Below are 15693 nucleotides of genomic sequence, written 5' to 3' on the forward strand. Positions count from 1 at the left end.
ACGGGACCAGGACGAAGACGAGAAGGGGGACACCAGTGCCACGGCCAACGGCCCGGCTGAGCACCCGTCTGCGGGAGCGCCTGCGCGATGACCGGGGGGCTTCCACGATGGAGTTCCTCGGCCTGACACCGCTGCTGGTCATTCTCATCTTCGCCCTGGTCCAGTTCGGCATGTACTTCTTCGCGCTGCAGGTCACCGACGCCGCAGCCCAGGCCGGTGCCCGCAAGGCCCGGGCCACGGCCGACGGCGCTCCGTCCGGCTGGCAGGGGCAGGCCCGGGCCACCACCGAGCAGCGCATCCGCGACCTGGGCCCCGCCCTCGTCGAGAGCCCGGACGTGCGCCTGGTCGACGAGGGCGACCAGGTGGGCGTCACGGTCAGCGCCGACGTCGTGTCGGTGGTGCCGTTCCTGCACCTGAAGATCACGAGCCGATCCGTCGGCCCGGTGGAGAGGTTCATCCCCGATGGCGGCTGACCGAGTGCCCGCTCCCCGGCCCCTCAAGGCCCCGGCCTCTCCGGCCGCGGGGCGTGGCTGGCGGCCCCTGCGCCTTGATGCGGGGATCGCCGCCATCGAGCTGGTGATCATCGCCCCCGTCCTGATGCTGCTGATCCTCTTCCTGATCGTCTTCGGGCAGATCACCCACGCCCGCTCGACCCTGGACGGCACCGCCCGGGACGCGGCCCGCGCCGGAGCCCTGCAGCGCGACTACCAGTCGGCGCTGAGCGCGGCAACCCGCAGCGCCGAGGCCGACGCCGCCCGCACCTGCGTGGACGGCCGGATCAAGGTCGCCGCAAGCGGAAACTTCGAACCGGGAGGGCTGTTCACCATCACCGTGAGCTGCGAGGTCAGAGGTCTGGCGATGCTGGGCTCCACCGTGCGCGACATCAGTGCCACGGCCGCCGCGCCGCTGGACGTCTACCGCCGGGTGGTGCGATGACCGGCACCCGCCTCACCCGGCGGCCGCGCCTGCCGAACGGCCTGGACGACCGGGGCTCCGGCGCGCTCGCCCTCTTGATGGCCGCCGTCCTGTTCGTGGTCATCGCCGGCTTCATCGTGGACACCGGCCGGGCCATCCACCAGCGGGAGCGGGCGGCCGACGCCGCAGAGCAGGCCGCCCGCTACGCCGCCAACCACATCTCCACCGACGCCCTGCGCAACCAGGGAACCGTCACCGTGGACGCCGCCACCTGCACCTCCAGCGTCCGGGCCTACATCCGGGCCACCGGCTTCAACGGCGCCGACGCGGACAGCTCCTGGTGCACCCAGGTCAGCGGCAACACCGTCAGCGTCCGGGTCCGGCTCACCTACACCCCGCTGCTCCTCGCCATGGGCAACGGCAACGTCACCGTGTGGGGAAACGCCACCGCCCAGGCCGTACAGGAACAATGACCCCTGGCCGCACTGGCCACAGGGGACGGGAGAACACACTATGACCAGCACCATCCGCACGCACCGCCAGCCGCTGCGCACCACCTCCGGCGTGGCGGCAGCTACGCTGCTCGCCGCCGTCCTGGCCGGCTGTTCCTCCGGCGTGTCCAAGCCCTCCGGTGACATCTCGGGCGCGCAGACCGCCGCCCCGACCACCGCGGCGCCGAGCCCGAGCGCGCCGGCCACGCAGGCCGCCGGCGCCCCGGAGATCAAGCTGCCCGCCGACCTGACGGTCGAGGTCCAGTTCAAGCCCAGCGGTGACGCCGTCAAGGACAAGGTCGGCGCCGATCTCGCCTACGCGCTGCGGGCGTTCAACGAGGCCCAGGCGGTCGGCGACATCAACACGCCCGGGATGGTCTTCGCCTACACCGGCACCGCCGGCGGCTACATGAAGCAGGCCGTCGACCAGCTCACCTCCCGGCAGCAGACCGTGACCGGCCTCGACCGGTACTACGCGCTGACCGTGGAGGTGAAGGAGGCGGGCAAAGCCGTGGTGGCGTACTGCGAGGACCAGTCGAAGAGCTTCGCCAAGGAGAAGGCCAGCGGGAAGGTCCTGGCCACCACGCCCTCCATCGCCGACTTCACCGACTGGACGATGGGGATGGAGCTGGCGGCCGACAAGGGCGTCTGGCGCGTGGCCTCCCCGGTGGCGGAGAAGGGGTCGGCCCGGTGCCAGAACGCAGCCTGAGCACGTCCGCCGGGGTCCTGGCCGTCGCGCTCGTCGTGACGGCGGTCGCCGCCGGCCCGGCGCGAGCCGACCGCGGCACCGGCTGGGGCAGCACCCCGTCGGTCGGGGTAATCGAGTCGCACGTCGAGGTCGAGGTCAGCTCCTCCGGCAAGGAGGGCAAGCACCTGACGTCCGTCGGGGCGAACTACGACCCGCCGGCGTGCTGGTACGAACCGCAGTACACCGGCGAGGAGTTCGACGCCGCCTACCTGGCGCTGCTGGCCGGCCTGTCCGGCGCGATGGGCGCCGAGGCGAAGGCGGAGTACGACCGGCTGAAGGCCGACGGTGACTTCCACAAGGGCCAGGACGGCCGCTGGTGGGGGATGGTGAAAACGAAGAAGGCCTGGGACCTGCCGACGACCGCGCCGTGCACCCAGAGCCCCGGCATCGTGTGGGTGCCCACCGGCAACGCTCCGGCCGGGATGCTCGCCGTCACCCCGCTGATGCTCTCGAAGATCGCGTACGGGATGACCAAGCTGCCGCCTCCCCAGGTCTCACTGTCGCCCCGCGCGGACCAGCAGACCGTCAACCTCCCCACCTACGTGAAGTTCGGCCAGCCGATCCAACCGGTGACGGTGACCGCCTCGCTGAACTACAGCGGGGTGCGGATCGCGGCGTCCACGCTGGCGGTACCGGTGTCCCTGCGGATCGACGCGGGGACCAACGACGCGTCACCGGCCAGCTGCAGCTACGAGTTCGCCAAGGTCGGCGGCGGCTACCAGGTCGACTCCTCCGGCGAGGCCTGCAACATCACCTACCAGCGCTCCAGCAGGGGCGCGACCTACCCGCTGTCCGCCCAGGTGACCTGGCGGGTGACCTGGACCCCGTCCACCAACCCCAACGGGGCGCCGGCGAACCCGCTGCCCAACGGTGTGACGGGCGGCGTCCCGCAGGACGTTATCGTGCGGGAGATCCAGACCATCGTCACCGGGTAGGTCCCAGCGACGACAGCGGTTCCGAACGAGGAAGGCCAGATGGCGAAGACACGGATCGACGCGCCCACGGGTGCCCGCTCGCGCACGGCAGGAGACGTGGCCCGGGCGCTGCTGGCGGGTGTGCTGCTCGCCGCCATCCTGGCCGGCATCCCCTACGCCCTGGCCGCCGGGGTCGGGTGGCCGCTGCCCACCACGGTGCCGACCTGGGAAGCGCTCACCGCGTCGGTGAGCACCAGCACGGTGATCTGCGTCCTCGCGGTCATCGTGTGGCTGCTGTGGGCCCAGTTCGCGGTCTGCGTCGTGGTGGAGGTGCGCTCGGCCCTGTCCGGGGTCGACCTCCACGTCCGGCTCCCGGCCGCCGGAGGCAGCCAGGTCCTGGCCCGCAAGCTGGTCACCACCATGCTGCTCGTCAGCGCGGGTGCGCTCACCGTCGGCCAAGCCGCCTCCGCCGCGAGCTTGCCCGCCCAACTGGGCGTCCAGCAGGTCGCGGTGGTGGCCTCGGCCGCCTCCGCCCCCGCGTCCGGGCAGGCGGCGAGCGCCGCACCGGGGCAGTCCGGGCCGGTGTACACGGTGCAGGCCTCCAACGGCAGCCACCACGAGACGCTGTGGGACATCGCCGAGCGCCTTCTCGGCGACGGCAAGCGGTACAAGGAGATCTTCGACCTCAACAAGGGCAAGGTCCAGCCCGACGGCGGCAGGATGACCGACGCCGGACTGGTGCGTGCAGGCTGGCAACTGCAGGTGCCCGCTGACGCGAAGGGCCTGTCCGACGGCACGCAGGCCGCGCGGGCTAACGGTGACTCACCGACGCCGGCGCGCACCGTGACGGTCAAGGCGGGCGACACCCTCTCGGCGATCGCAGAACGCGAACTCGGCAGCGCTGAGACCTTTCCCCGGCTACTGGAGGCAACCCGGGACGTCGAGCAGCCCGGCGGCCGCCACCTGACCGACGCTGACGAGCTGTTCCCGGGTGACAGGATCGTCATCCCGGCCAGCGCGCCGGCCCTCGCACAGCCCTCCCCCGCACCCGACACCGCTGTACCGGCCCAGCCGGACAAGCCCGCCGAGACCGCCACACCCGCGGCTCCCGCGACAACTGCGCCGGCCACCGCGGTCCCGGCCAGCCCCGCCCCTGCCTCCCCTCAGGCAACCGCCCCTGCCACTGCGGCGCCGACGGAGGCGCCCGCCTCCCCCACCCCGGCACCAGCGCAGCAGCGCCAGGCCCCGGCCACCACTCCCGCGACGGCCGCCCCGGCACAGGAATCCGACTCCCTGGTCTCCATCCAGCAGGTCGCGGGGGCCGGCGCATTGCTCGGCGCGGGATGGCTCGGTGTCCTCGCCTGGCGCCGTCGCGAGCAGCAGAACTCCCGCCGCCCCGGCGAAACGATCGCACTGCCGGAGACCACCAGCCAGGCCGAACAGGTCCTCGACCGGACCTCGTCCCCGGCCAGCGTCGAGCTCCTCGACCTCTCCCTGCGCACCCTCGCCGCGCGCAACCCCGACGCCCTGCCGGTCGTCCACGGAGCGAAGGTCGCCGCGGACCGCGTCGAGATCCTGGTCGACGACCCGGACGCCGAGGCTCTGCCGCCGTTCACCGACCGTCCCGGCGGCTGGTGGGGCGTTCGGGCCGACCGCGCCGACCTGCTGACCACCGACGAGGCGCAGGACGTCCCGGCGCCGTACCCGGGCCTGTCCACCATCGGGGCGGCCGCCGACGGCACCCACATCCTGTCGAACCTCCCGCAGGCCGGAGTGCTCCTGCTGGACGGCACCGAGGAGCAGGTCCGCGAGGTCGCGCGGGGTATCGCCATGGAGGCCGGCACCGCCGCATGGGGCGGCCACGTCGAGGTCAGGACCTGCGGGTTCGGTCTGGAGCTCCAGCAGTTGCTGCCAGCCTGCCGGGTGATGTACACCCCGACCCTGAAGGCGGCGACCGCCGACCTGGCCCGGGTGTTGATCGAGGGCCACCAGGCCGAGCACGAGGGCGGAGAGCAGCCGCTGCCGTGGATGGTGATCTCCTCCGCCAAGGCCAGCGCCGAGGAGCTGTACGAGTTCGCCGACCTGGTCGGCAAAGCGCGCGGGCACAGGGTCGCCGCGGTGCTCCCGGCGGCCGGCGCGATCGACTTCTTCCCCGACGCGCAGGTGCTGGACGCCTCGCTGACGGATCCTCAGCCGCTGGAGCCGCTGGGCGTCGAGGTGGTCCTGCAGCGGGTCACGGACGAGGCATACCGCCAGCTGACCTCCGCCGTCGCCCTGACCACAGAGGCAGCCAACGCGGCCGACGGGGTATGGGCGCAGCTGCCGGACCCCGACCAGGTGAGCGTTCTCACCACGCCGGTGCCGGTGGCGGCATCCAGTCACCTGTCCGTCGTCAAGGACCACCAGGAGGAACCCGTGGACGGGGAGTCCCGTGAGGCGCAGGCCCAGGCATCCGGTAGCGGCGCCGACGGGCCCGCTGACGTGGCCGCAGTGCCAGCGGGCGCGACGGTCGCCTTGCCGGAGCAGGAACCGGCTCCCGCGAAGGCTCGGATCGACATCGTCCGGGAGCCCGAGGGCGAGCAGGCGGAAGTCACTGCGCCCGAGCTGCTGGTCCTGGGCCCGCTGCGGATCGAAGGGATCGGCAACGCCAGCGTCCCGCCGAAGTTGGTGCTGCTGGCCGCGTACCTGATGTTCCGCAACGAGCGGGACCTGGGCAGCATCGGTGACGCGATGAACCCGGTGACGCCGTGGGGCTCCAAGATGGTGGCGGAGGAGATGTCCCGACTGCGGTCCCGTCTCGGACTGGACGCCAACGGCGAGCCGCACGTGCGGCCCAAGCCGCGCGGCGTCGCGATGTACTCCCTCAGCGACGAGATCACCTCGGACTGGGCGAACTTCATCTTCCTCGCCGAGCGCGGCATCCCGAAGGGCCCGGCCGGCGTCCGGGACCTGGAGGCCGCCCTGTCCCTGGTGCGGGGCAGGCCGTTCGCTGGGATCGCTGACCACTCCTGGGCTGCGCCGCTGGGCCAGACGATGATCAGCCGGATCGTCGACACGGCGACGCTGGTCGCGGAACTGCGCACCAGCGACGAGGTCCTGGACATCGACGCTGCCCGCGCGGCAATCGGCAAGGGCTTGAACGTCGAGCCGAGCGCCGAGCAGCTCTACCGGGCGTGGATGCGGATCGAGCACCGTGCCGGGAACCCGGCGGCGGTGCGCGAGGTGATCGCCCGGGTCCGCAAGATGGCGTCGGACTGGCAGTTCAGCAGTTTGCAACCTGAGACGTTGGCCTTGATCCAGCGCTTGACCGCTGTCCGGGAGACCGCCAGCGGCGTGTAGTCCCTCTTGTGCGGCAGGGCCCGGCCGTCCCCGGCCGGGCCCTGCCGTGTTTTTCGCTCACCTCACCCACTCACCCGAAGGACCTGGTCATGCCCCACTCCCCCGCCGTGGTCGCCGTCGCCCTGCTGCTGGCCGTCGCCGTCGGTGCCCTCGTGCTGCGTCCGGCGGCGTTCGCCTTCACCCGTCCCGAAGGGACACCTGTGCCCGAGGTCGATTGCCCCGACTGCGGTAGCCGCCTGCTGGGCCGCGGTGCCGTTCCGGGGGCGTACCGCGATCTGGTGCTGAGCCGGTGCTGTGTCGCCTGCCGGTCGAGCGGGCCGGGTGGCCTGCGGCGGCTTGGTCCGCCGGTGCTGGTGCCCGAGGCCCTGGCGGTTGCCGGTTCCGGCGCGATGCTGGCCGGCGGTGCCGGCGGCGTGGTCCTGGTGGTCCAGCTGTGGCTGGTGGCCCTGGGCGTGGTGCTGTTGATGACGGACTTCGCGGAGCACCGGCTGCCCAACCGTCTGACGGCGCTCACGGCCGGTGGTGTCGGGGTGCTGCTTCTGGGGGCGGCGCTCACAGGAAGCGGCTGCGAGGCACTAGTACGCGCGGTGGTGGCGGCCGTCGCGGTCGGCGGCTGGTTCTTTGTACTGGCGCTGTTCGGGCAAGGCCTCGGAGACGCGAAGCTGGTCCCCTCCTACGCCGCGCTCCTGGGGTGGCAGAGCTGGATCGGCCCGTTCTACGGCCTGCTCTTGGCCTGCGCGCTGGGCGTGGCCCAGTGGGTAGTGATGAAGCTGACGTTCGGCGCGACGAGGAAGACCGAGTTCGCGCTGGGACCTGCCCTTGTCGTGGGGATGCTGGCCGTGTCAGCCCTCCTCGGCTGAGACCGGCTCGTCCAGTGGGTCCAGCGGAACCGGTTCCAGCACCCTGACGTGATACCGCTGGCCGACGAGCAGGCGAAGGGCCTGGCCCCACGATTCCGTCGTGCTGTCCAACTTGCTGGTGTTCTCCCCAGGTGGACCGAAGAATGCGATGCAGAACTCTTGGTGTGGGATGGCACGACGAGACTGATGCCGAATGCCCTGGAATCCGGCGTGCCACGCGTGTGCACCCCACGCCTGCGATTGCGGTCGTTCGGGGCCCACCTGCAGTTGCTCCAGCACTCCCGCCCCCAGGTGTCCCTGCTCGTTCGGCAGGTCAGCGACGCGGTGGTCCGTCACCGGCGTCATGGTGGATATCCCGCGGACGGCCCAGAAGTCCATGTCGATCTCGGTGGCGTCGTGGATGTGCTCGATGACGGCCGTCTCCCGGGCCTCTGCGGTGCAGCAGGTCCCGTAGTTGTAGGTTGGTCCGCTGGGTGGGTCGAAGCGGCAGAGCCCGTTGGTGCAGTAGTACCGCGGGTCGTTCTTCAACTGGTGTGCTCGGAAGAGCGTCGTGCTGGGCCCGACGGTAATTTCGGCGCTCGGCAGTTCCGGGTCGATCACTGTGCCCACCTCCGGGCCACCGCCCTGACCGCATCACTGACGCGGTCGTTGTGACCACCCGCCGCCAGCAGCTGAGCCGGTGACTGCCGGTCCAGTTCATCCATGGGCTTGTACATCACCGCTGCGATCATGTGCGGGTGGAAGACCTCGTTGTCTTCGAACTCCCGCAGCAGTCGCTCCACCTCGGGACGTACCACCTGAGCTATCGCATCGAACTGCCATGCGGGGTAATAGGCCGTCTCGTGTCCCGGTAGTTCGAGTAGCCGTCGGTTGGCCACTGCCTTCTTCAGGTCAGCAGGCGACCACCCGAGCAGGCCACATACCTGCTGGATGTCGAACCGAGGGCCGATTGCCTTGGACCATACTCGCGGGGCCAGCACGTGATGGGCTGCCTCATAGCCTGCGTCGAATGCGGCCTCATATCCTCTGCCGGTCAACCTCAACAGTTCGCCTTCTTGATGAAGCGTCTGCATGAAGCCGTTGAGCATGGACGTGCCGCGTTGCCCCAACGGATACACACCTTCAGGGTGCGGCAGACGTAGATCGGCGTCGGCGTGCCCTGGGGCGAGCGGGGTTCTCAACGCCTGCCGCCCATCACGGAGGGCCTCCAGCACCTCATCCCCAGCCTGGTGGCCAAGACCAAGAGCGGCTTTCTCGCTGAGGTCTTGCACCACGTCTTCCAGTATGAGCAAGGCGTTGATGAACCCGCCTGCGATTGCCTCCAGCTCCACGTCTCCCACAACATCAAGCGTGCTCTTCGGCCCCATGTGCCGCAACGTTGCGACTGGGTGCTCAGTGCCCACCACCGAGACAGATGGGCTGGGGCTGCCCATCGGTCCAGGAGTAGCCCCAGCGCGGTCGCAGCAACTCTGGGCACGGAATCTCGTCGGCGAAATGCAGTGCCCTGAAGTCATGGTCAGCGGGAGGATCGCCTCTTGACAGCGTCGGCGCAGCCCCAGTTCTTCGGCCACCAGCGGCGGCGCCGTTCCCGCCATGTGGCCCCCTCAGTGCTGCTGAGCGGTCTGGCCCCCTTGGTGTCGGCCGCCTCGGGCCCCGTCGGCTCCTTCTCGTCGGTGGGCTGGATCCGCTGCCGGCCGATGAAGGCAGCGGCGATCACCGCACCGGCGGAGATCAGGCTCTCGATGACGTACAAGGTGTCCCTCCCAGGGAATCGCGGGACGCTCCGTGCGCCCGGATCCACTCCACCGTGCCCGCTGCGGTCAAACGCGCATCGTAGGAAAAACTGCATCCGGGTACCTTCCGGAGCCTACGTCCGTAGGCTCGGCCCATGGCCAGCAAGATGCCCCCGAAGGTTCTGCAACCGCTGGTGCCTCACCTGCACCGCCTGGCAGATCGCGCTGTTCCAGAGCGGGCCAAGGCGTTCCGGGCGTACGACCTTCAGCGGCTTCGCCGCGATCGGGTGGCGAAGCACGTCCCCTTACCCGGCACCAACGGCGTGACCTACGGCGACGCGCTGCTGGCGGCGGGAGTCGCTGCCCTCGGCTGGAAGTCCGGGCACCTTTGCCACGCATTGAGGTGGTACCTGCTGGCCCTGAACCCGGAGGAGCAGGCCGTACGACGGCTCCGGCTCCAGCTTGGCAGCGCTCTTGACCGGCTCCCCCAGGACATCGGCCCCAATACGAAGCCGATGAGGATGACGCTCGCCCACGAGACGCAGCTGAACCGAGCACCCTCTCAGCGAGCTGCCGAGGTGCGTGCTGCCCTCCTGCAGTTGGCCGCGCGGCTCGACGATCCGCAGCGCTCTGAGGCGACGAACGTCATCGACCAGCACTTTCCCGGAGTCGTCGATCCCCTCTCGAAAGCGGTGGCCCTGCGCGCAGTGAGGGGCGCTCTCGACCGTGCCTTCGGCTCGGCACTCACGGACGACACCCTGACGGCGGTCGGTCAGCCCAATAAGCGGCTCAGCGACACCACCAGCCCGCTGTACGACTTCCTCCTCGAATCGGAGGGATTCTGCGCCTATCCCGGTATGGTCGCTCGGGCGACGGACCCTGGCCACGTCCGTGGTCTCCTGGCAGAGGCCGACGACAACAGGCTTCGCTATACCGTCCAGCAGTTCTGCCGTCCGTCCGCCGCACTCGTCGACGGCTGTGATCACCGGGGGCAGCACTGCAAGCCGGCCTGTCGTCATGCCGCGTGGATGATCTGCCTCCACCTCGACCCGGCCCAGTTCCGCCGTTGGGAGATGGAGCTCAGCTCCGCCGCCGAGCTCGCGCGGTTGGTCGCGGTGGCCGGAGGCCAGCTGTAGGCATATCCGTCGGGCCGACACGGTGCCAGGGCGGCTTCGCTAAGACCGATTCTCCGGGCAGCACCGATCCGCTCTCCGGTACCCCCGAAGCCCAGAATCGGTCCCAGCGAACCCCCCGATACCCGCTACCGCCTCGGTCAAGGTTTCGTTGACGAAAGCCCGCGAAGTCCTGACAGTGCAGGAAGCTCGGCGGGAGGATCGGCTCATGACCGAAGACAGGCAGCAGCACAACGACGCCGGTCTTATGCCAGCTGACCCGGCCGGACTGCGCCTGTCCCTCAGCCCGGAGTACTGGCCGGCCGGCCCTGGCGGCCGCGGGGTCGAGGAATGGTCACTGCTGGTGCGCCACGAGCGGCTCCAGCCGGGGCAACGGCCGAGCCGGACTGCCTTCGGTGTCGAGTTGGAGTACGTGGCGCGAGTAGGGCTCCTGCGGGTTCCCCTCCGCCTGGGCACGATCACCCAGGACGACTTCGACGCCCTCGTCGGCCGGGGCGGGGAACCAGCGCTCGACCAGGAGGTCCGGACAGCAGTGGCAGAGCAGGTCTTCACTCGCCGGGACGGACAGCAGCGCCTGGCGCCGGTGGTCCGGGACGGTCTGGAGAAGGGGCCCCGCACCGACCTCGGCCACCTGCTGCTCCTGGACGACTTCTCGGTCTCCGCCGACTGGGCCGTCCAGGACCTCGACCTTCTGCTGTTGGGCGAGGCGATCACAGGGGCCTCCGCTGCTGGGCCGTGCTTCGTGGCCACCGCTCCGTCTTTGCTGCGCAGCTCCCCCGGCTATCAGCACAGGCTCGACCTGCTGCACCGTGCGGGGTTCCGACCGATGGCCGGGGTCACGATGGTGGCCTCAGGCTCGGGGCTGCCGCAACTGACGAGCGGGCAGGCCCGGGCCTGGCGGTTCCGCGCCGTTCCGTAGGACTGCTGGGCGAGACGCAGTCGGCCCTGTGGTGATCGGCGGGCCTGCACGGATCCGGCCGACGTGGCGGATGCAGCAGACCTCACACCATCAGGGTGTCCTGCAGGTCCAGGCGCGGCTGGCTGGGAGCTGGGAAGCGCTCGCACAGCTGGTTGTAGTAACGGCGGACGGAGTTCTCACTGACCGGGCCGTCGCCGGACTTGTTGCTCTTGAAGCGCCGGGTGTGGAGGTAGCCCGCGAGTTCGCTCTGCTCCGGGTGACGGCGGTACTCGGCGACGAAGGCCTCGAATCCCTCCGCCCAGCCAGCCGGGAGCGCCTGGGAGTCGTCGACCTGCTGGGTGATGAGCAGTCCGGCACCGGTGCCCACCGCCGCGGCCCGCGAGCCTGGAACGGTCTGCTCGACCGCCGGCTGCCAGCTCGTGCCGTCTTCCTCGTCCTCCTCGATCTGCTGTCCGTTCCAGCGCTGCGCGGAGTCCGGCCGGGGCACGTCGTGCGCAGAGTCCATGCGCAGGATGCCCGCGTCGCCGGCGGTCGCTCCGGGGAGCTGCGCATCACCGCTCTGCGCGGCGGCCGACGACGTCTCGCGCTGCGCAATGCCCGACTCATAGCTGTTGACCTGCGGATACGGCACTTCCGATTGCGCGGGATCAGGCTGCGCAATCTCCAGTTCGGCCGGCTGCGCAAGCCTGTTCTGCGCAAGATCGTCTTGCGCAATCGTGTCGTCGCCGCTCTGCGCAAGGGCCTTGCGCTGCGCAATCTCGGCAGGCTGGGTCTGCGCAGGGACCGGAACGTCGGGGCTGCCTGCGATGGTGGCGCTGGCGGCCCGTTCGTTGTGGGCGAGGAGGCGGCTGAGCAACTCGGTGTCGACGCCGGCGGCGGCCAGGCCGGACTCGTAGGTGACTTCCATGGGCACGCCGAGGTCGGCGAGTTGCAGCGGCAGGTAGGCCGCGGCCGGCAGGCCCTTGGTTCGGCGGCGCTTGCGGGGCTTCGAGTCCTCGATGAGAACCTTGTAGGTCAGGCGGGCCTGCTCGCCGCGGATCGCCTCGCCGACGCTGCGGATCTCCCAGAGGTGCATGCGCCGCCACAGCCGCCAGGTCTGGCCGGGTGCCAGGACCCAGCGCATCAGGCGGATCTTCTCGATCGACCGGTCGGAACTGAGCTGCGCCAGCCGCGCGACGGCGTGCCGGGCGGCTTCCGAGATGATGATGAAGAGGACCGGGATCACCGCGTGCATGCCCACGCCGAGCGGGTCCGGCCAGGACGCGGCCGCGTTGAAGGCGATGGTGGCTGCCGTGAGCAGCCACGCGGTGGGGCGTACGAGCGGGAAGGGGATGCGCAGCCAGGTGAGGACGAGGTCGAGCGTCAGGAGAACGAGGATGCCAGCGTCGACTCCGATGGGGAAGATCGGCGCGAAGTCGCCCATGCCCTTGCGGAAGGCCACGTCCCGTACGGCGAGGTAGGACCCGCCGAGGCCGATCGCGGCGATGAAGACCGCACCGAAGGCGACGAAGCCGATCAGCCACCAGTGGACCTGTCGCAGGACGGGTCGGGTCACGGAATCCCCCTTGCTCACGTACAGACGTTCAGGGGGTCACTGTGTCATGAGGGCCGGACGATCGTCACAGCCATATGGCCTTGGCGGAGTTCGGACCCACCGCGTGGAGCATTCAGATACTCAACGCCACCAAGCCGTCGCGGTATGGATTCAGCGGGCGGGCCGGGGGCGTGCGTCGAAAGGGAGGTGACTGATGGCCTCTGGCACGCGCCGGGGCGTTTCCGGCGGAAACGGCTGACCGGTCCCGAGGGCGAAGGGCTTTCGCTCGTCCTTCACCCTCGGGGTGGGTCGGCTGTCAGGTGATGTCGGGGAAACCCCACGCGGAGGCGACCTTGCGGAAATCAGCAGAGGCCTCGTTGTTCGGGGCCAGGATCGGCAGTGGCAGGCGCTTCTCGATCAGCCCCTTCGCGACTGCGGAGTACCGGACGTAAGGCGTTCCCGCCAGCAGGTGGGGGTAGTCCCGCTCCATGTTTTCCCGGGCGGCCCGGTTGTCCTTCTCCTGCTTCTTCCCCAACTGCACACCCAGCATCGGGATGCGCTTGACGGTGGGTCGGCCCGGGATGGCCTTGGAGTTCTTGTGCTCCTCACGCAGCCGTTCGAGCTCGGTGAAGAACGGGGGGAACCCGTCCCAGGTCTTGGTGGAGGAGAGGCACGGCGGGACGGTCTCATCGTCTTCGTCGAGCATCATGGCGACGGTGCCGACGAGTGCGCCGTAGTTGGCGGGGTTGTCGATGAAGAACATGTCGTCGTCCCCTTCGTACTCGTCGCGGAGGAAGTCCTTGAACCAGTTGAAGCGGGCTGGGTGCTTCCCGAGAAGCGTGTCGCCGTTGCTGAGGTCACGGCTTCCGGGGATGAGGTAGAGGTTGGGGATGTCCAGGTAGACGTCCTGGTCGCGGGTCTTGCCCTTTTGCAGGACGTACCGGGCTGGCACGCGGCACTCCTCGAAGGTCTTCGTCCCGAGGATCATGTCGACGATGTCCGGCTGGCCGGCGGGACGCACGTCGGGATGGTGCCCGAGTACGGCAGAGCCGTTGCACTGCTGGTCCAGATCGAAGTAGGTGATCACGTAGCCGCGCAGGGCCAGCGTGACTGCCATCGAGCTGCCGTAGGTGGTCTTGCCGGCTCCACCGGTCGCGATGAGCCAGTTCCACAGCTGGGGCCAGGTCCGGCCGTTCGGGCGGAAGCGGGGGTCCACCTCGCGGGCCAAGTCAGACATGGAGAGATCCTTCGGGTGAGACGGACGGCTGCGGGAGGTGCGCCGAGAGGCCTAGCTGCTCCAGCTCCCAGGCGGTGGTCGCGGTGTAGCCAGCGTGAACGCGCAGGAATTCGATGTAGGCCTTGTCTTGCGTGTCGTAGCCGGGGCGACGTTGATCGGAGGCGCGGATCTCGGCGCCAGCGAGCGCGACCGCCAGGACGGCCTGGGCGATGAGTTCAGGCCGGTCGGTGTCGAGGACCGCAGGGAAGTAGTTCGCGGCACTGTCTGCCTCTACCTCGGCAACTCCTGCCGCTTGCAGCCAGCCGTATGCGGTCGCGTGCGCGGCGGTCTGGTTGAACCGGGTGAGGAAGACGCTGTTGACCAGCGAGGCACTGTCGATGCCGGCGGAGGCCTTCAGCAGGTCGCGGCAGACGTTGGCACGCGCTGTAGCGGCCGCCCGTCGGTCAGCGGTCTGCTGCTGCTCCTTGGTTGGCTTGGCGGGGGCCTTCTGCTGGGCCGGCTGTCCCGGCTTGGGGCTGGCGGTAGCGGTTCTGTTCGGCGTGCCCGTCTCGTGGGATCGCTCGGATCCGTTGTCAGGGGACGCGGTTCCTGCTCCCTGCCCCGTGTCGGCGCCCACCGTGTCGCTGGTGCCGTTTCCGGCGGAAACGGCACCGGCCGTTTCGGCGCCTTCGGGGTTGACCTGCTCCGGGAGGTGGTTGCTCTGGTCGTCCGTGAGATCTGTGCGGCCGGCGAGAACTGCGGCGATGGCCGTCTGGTAGTGCACCGGCGGGTCGCCGAGCATGACCCTGACGACGGCCGCCTGCTGCTCGTGCTCAGGGACTGCATCGGCGATCTCCTTCGCGATGGTCGGGCCGACGCTGCCGTCCCGGATCGCTGCCTGGAGGCTCGGAGAGTAGGACAGCAGGGCAATGCGCTTGGAGATGTGCCCCTTGCTGCGACCGGAGACCAGTTCGACGTCGGCGTAGGACATGCCCTTCTCGTCGACGAACCGGCGGAACTGCCGGGCTTCCTCCAGCGGGCTCGGGTTCTTCCGCAGGAGGTTCTCGGCGGTGATGATCTCCTCGGAGTCCTCGATGAGGTCGTCGCGTACGATCGCGTCGATCTTCTTGAGGCCCGCCTCGGTTGTGGCAAGCCAACGGCGCTCACCGAAAACGATCACCCATTGAGCGTCACGCACCGCTGGCACGAGGGGTGCGGTCCGTGGGTTCGCCAGCAGCGACTCTTCCCACTGCGCGAGGTACAGGGCCGCACGCATGACCGAGATCGGCTGCAGAAGGCCCTTCGCCTTGATGTGCGCGGCCTCAGCGCTGACGTCGCCTGTGTCGCGGTCGTTGTGCGGGTTGGGCGCGATCAGCTTGACTGGGATCTCCAGGATGTCGCCGTTCCCGGCGTCGTGTCCGTAGATCGCCGTGGAACGATCAGTGGCGACAGGTGCGGCGGCGGCTGGAGTGGGCCCGGCCGGCGGTGGCGAGGAGTCGGCACCGGATGTCTCCGGGGAGGTGCCGGATGCGCCGTCCTGGTCCTGCCCAGCGGACGGGGCCGCCGGTCCCTTCGCTTTCCTGGCGGTCGTCGGCCTGGGCAATGAGATGGGCACTGTGTCTCCTCGGAGTTCGGTCGGCTCCGGGGAGACTATCCGCTCGGCCCTACCCCGAAGGTCGCCACTCAACGTCTTCACCCACAGAACTCACCACCGACCCTCGGTCGCGAGGCCGTTTCCGGCGGAAACGGCCACCACGAAATGGTGAGCGTCCCGCGCGCCAGCGTGAGGTTCAGCGCCCGCTGCGACAGGCTTCCGCCCAACAACGTCGCAGAAGGGAAGTCGCCCATGTGCGCTACCGGTGAGTCCTCCACGGCCCATGAGCCGCTGACA

Annotated in this window: 15 protein-coding genes; 9 read left to right on the forward strand and 6 right to left on the reverse strand. The window is 69.8% G+C overall.

All coding sequences use genetic code 11. The features are described from left to right. The first annotated feature begins 107 nt into the window (after positions 1–107). The 7 genes from ACIRPK_RS24100 (at position 108) to ACIRPK_RS24130 (ending at position 7267) form a co-directional block, all read left to right on the forward strand. The gene (locus ACIRPK_RS24100) at positions 108–473 is read left to right on the forward strand and encodes a TadE family protein (RefSeq protein ID WP_403041442.1); all 366 of its coding nucleotides are present in this window, start codon (positions 108–110) and stop codon (positions 471–473) included. Then, positions 463–936 (forward strand): TadE/TadG family type IV pilus assembly protein, encoded by a 474-nt coding sequence (locus tag ACIRPK_RS24105; RefSeq protein WP_403041444.1) that lies wholly within the window; start codon positions 463–465, stop codon positions 934–936. Before ACIRPK_RS24100 ends, ACIRPK_RS24105 begins: the two co-directional genes overlap by 11 nt. Further along, positions 933–1388: a pilus assembly protein TadG-related protein gene (locus ACIRPK_RS24110; RefSeq protein ID WP_403041447.1), complete on the forward strand. Its 456-nt coding sequence runs from the start codon at positions 933–935 to the stop codon at positions 1386–1388. Before ACIRPK_RS24105 ends, ACIRPK_RS24110 begins: the two co-directional genes overlap by 4 nt. Before the next feature lie 40 nt (positions 1389–1428). Then, on the forward strand, positions 1429–2115 hold the full coding sequence (locus ACIRPK_RS24115) for a hypothetical protein (RefSeq protein WP_403041449.1): 687 nt from the start codon (positions 1429–1431) through the stop codon (positions 2113–2115). After that, the gene (locus ACIRPK_RS24120; RefSeq protein ID WP_403041451.1) at positions 2097–3089 is read left to right on the forward strand and encodes a hypothetical protein; all 993 of its coding nucleotides are present in this window, start codon (positions 2097–2099) and stop codon (positions 3087–3089) included. Before ACIRPK_RS24115 ends, ACIRPK_RS24120 begins: the two co-directional genes overlap by 19 nt. Positions 3090–3128: 39 nt before the next feature. Continuing rightward, positions 3129–6407: a LysM peptidoglycan-binding domain-containing protein gene (locus ACIRPK_RS24125; RefSeq protein ID WP_403041454.1), complete on the forward strand. Its 3279-nt coding sequence runs from the start codon at positions 3129–3131 to the stop codon at positions 6405–6407. 89 nt (positions 6408–6496) lie between these two features. Next, the gene (locus ACIRPK_RS24130; protein WP_403041456.1) at positions 6497–7267 is read left to right on the forward strand and encodes a prepilin peptidase; all 771 of its coding nucleotides are present in this window, start codon (positions 6497–6499) and stop codon (positions 7265–7267) included. Here the strand turns inward: ACIRPK_RS24130 and ACIRPK_RS24135 are convergent. From ACIRPK_RS24135 to ACIRPK_RS24145, 3 genes are all read right to left on the reverse strand, one after another. After that, the gene (locus ACIRPK_RS24135; protein WP_403041458.1) at positions 7250–7867 is read right to left on the reverse strand and encodes an RES family NAD+ phosphorylase; all 618 of its coding nucleotides are present in this window, start codon (positions 7865–7867) and stop codon (positions 7250–7252) included. The genes ACIRPK_RS24130 and ACIRPK_RS24135 overlap by 18 nt on opposite strands. Continuing rightward, positions 7864–8634 (reverse strand): hypothetical protein, encoded by a 771-nt coding sequence (locus ACIRPK_RS24140; RefSeq protein WP_403041460.1) that lies wholly within the window; start codon positions 8632–8634, stop codon positions 7864–7866. The genes ACIRPK_RS24135 and ACIRPK_RS24140 overlap by 4 nt, the downstream gene beginning before the upstream one ends. A gap of 149 nt (positions 8635–8783) precedes the next feature. Continuing rightward, positions 8784–9020: a hypothetical protein gene (locus tag ACIRPK_RS24145; protein WP_403041462.1), complete on the reverse strand. Its 237-nt coding sequence runs from the start codon at positions 9018–9020 to the stop codon at positions 8784–8786. 135 nt (positions 9021–9155) lie between these two features. Here ACIRPK_RS24145 and ACIRPK_RS24150 point away from each other — a divergent pair, with 135 nt between their 5' ends. Together ACIRPK_RS24150 and ACIRPK_RS24155 are read left to right on the forward strand one after the other, a co-directional pair. Continuing rightward, positions 9156–10136, forward strand: coding sequence for a hypothetical protein (locus ACIRPK_RS24150; RefSeq protein ID WP_403041464.1), 981 nt, complete (start codon positions 9156–9158; stop codon positions 10134–10136). A 205-nt stretch (positions 10137–10341) separates the two neighbouring features. Next, complete coding sequence (locus ACIRPK_RS24155) at positions 10342–11052, forward strand: hypothetical protein (RefSeq protein ID WP_403041467.1); 711 nt, start codon at positions 10342–10344, stop codon at positions 11050–11052. Between the two features lie 82 nt (positions 11053–11134). On the opposite strand, the gene ACIRPK_RS24160 is transcribed toward ACIRPK_RS24155, so the two are convergent. The 3 genes from ACIRPK_RS24160 to ACIRPK_RS24170 all read right to left on the reverse strand — a co-directional run bounded on the left by ACIRPK_RS24160 (position 11135) and on the right by ACIRPK_RS24170 (position 15417). Then, complete coding sequence (locus ACIRPK_RS24160) at positions 11135–12607, reverse strand: DUF2637 domain-containing protein (RefSeq protein WP_403041469.1); 1473 nt, start codon at positions 12605–12607, stop codon at positions 11135–11137. Positions 12608–12902: 295 nt separating this feature from the next. Beyond that, a complete protein-coding gene (locus tag ACIRPK_RS24165; RefSeq protein ID WP_403041471.1) occupies positions 12903–13823 on the reverse strand; it encodes a ParA family protein in 921 nt (306 codons plus the stop codon). Further along, positions 13816–15417: a ParB/RepB/Spo0J family partition protein gene (locus ACIRPK_RS24170; RefSeq protein ID WP_403041474.1), complete on the reverse strand. Its 1602-nt coding sequence runs from the start codon at positions 15415–15417 to the stop codon at positions 13816–13818. The genes ACIRPK_RS24165 and ACIRPK_RS24170 overlap by 8 nt, the downstream gene beginning before the upstream one ends. Between the last annotated feature and the right edge of the window lie 276 nt (positions 15418–15693).

Source organism: Kitasatospora sp. NPDC101801, from assembly GCF_044766665.1.
Lineage (GTDB): Bacteria > Actinomycetota > Actinomycetes > Streptomycetales > Streptomycetaceae > Kitasatospora.

What these genes read in the sequence shown, in the direction of transcription:
- ACIRPK_RS24165 (WP_403041471.1), bottom strand. Translation starts at nt 13,823, where the DNA reads ATGTCTGACTTGGCCCGCGAGGTGGACCCCCGCTTCCGCCCGAACGGC.
- ACIRPK_RS24105 (WP_403041444.1), top strand. Translation starts at nt 463, where the DNA reads ATGGCGGCTGACCGAGTGCCCGCTCCCCGGCCCCTCAAGGCCCCGGCC.
- ACIRPK_RS24110 (WP_403041447.1), top strand. Translation starts at nt 933, where the DNA reads ATGACCGGCACCCGCCTCACCCGGCGGCCGCGCCTGCCGAACGGCCTG.
- ACIRPK_RS24100 (WP_403041442.1), top strand. Translation starts at nt 108, where the DNA reads ATGGAGTTCCTCGGCCTGACACCGCTGCTGGTCATTCTCATCTTCGCC.
- ACIRPK_RS24140 (WP_403041460.1), bottom strand. Translation starts at nt 8,634, where the DNA reads ATGGGGCCGAAGAGCACGCTTGATGTTGTGGGAGACGTGGAGCTGGAG.
- ACIRPK_RS24125 (WP_403041454.1), top strand. Translation starts at nt 3,129, where the DNA reads ATGGCGAAGACACGGATCGACGCGCCCACGGGTGCCCGCTCGCGCACG.
- ACIRPK_RS24155 (WP_403041467.1), top strand. Translation starts at nt 10,342, where the DNA reads ATGACCGAAGACAGGCAGCAGCACAACGACGCCGGTCTTATGCCAGCT.
- ACIRPK_RS24115 (WP_403041449.1), top strand. Translation starts at nt 1,429, where the DNA reads ATGACCAGCACCATCCGCACGCACCGCCAGCCGCTGCGCACCACCTCC.
- ACIRPK_RS24130 (WP_403041456.1), top strand. Translation starts at nt 6,497, where the DNA reads ATGCCCCACTCCCCCGCCGTGGTCGCCGTCGCCCTGCTGCTGGCCGTC.
- ACIRPK_RS24150 (WP_403041464.1), top strand. Translation starts at nt 9,156, where the DNA reads ATGGCCAGCAAGATGCCCCCGAAGGTTCTGCAACCGCTGGTGCCTCAC.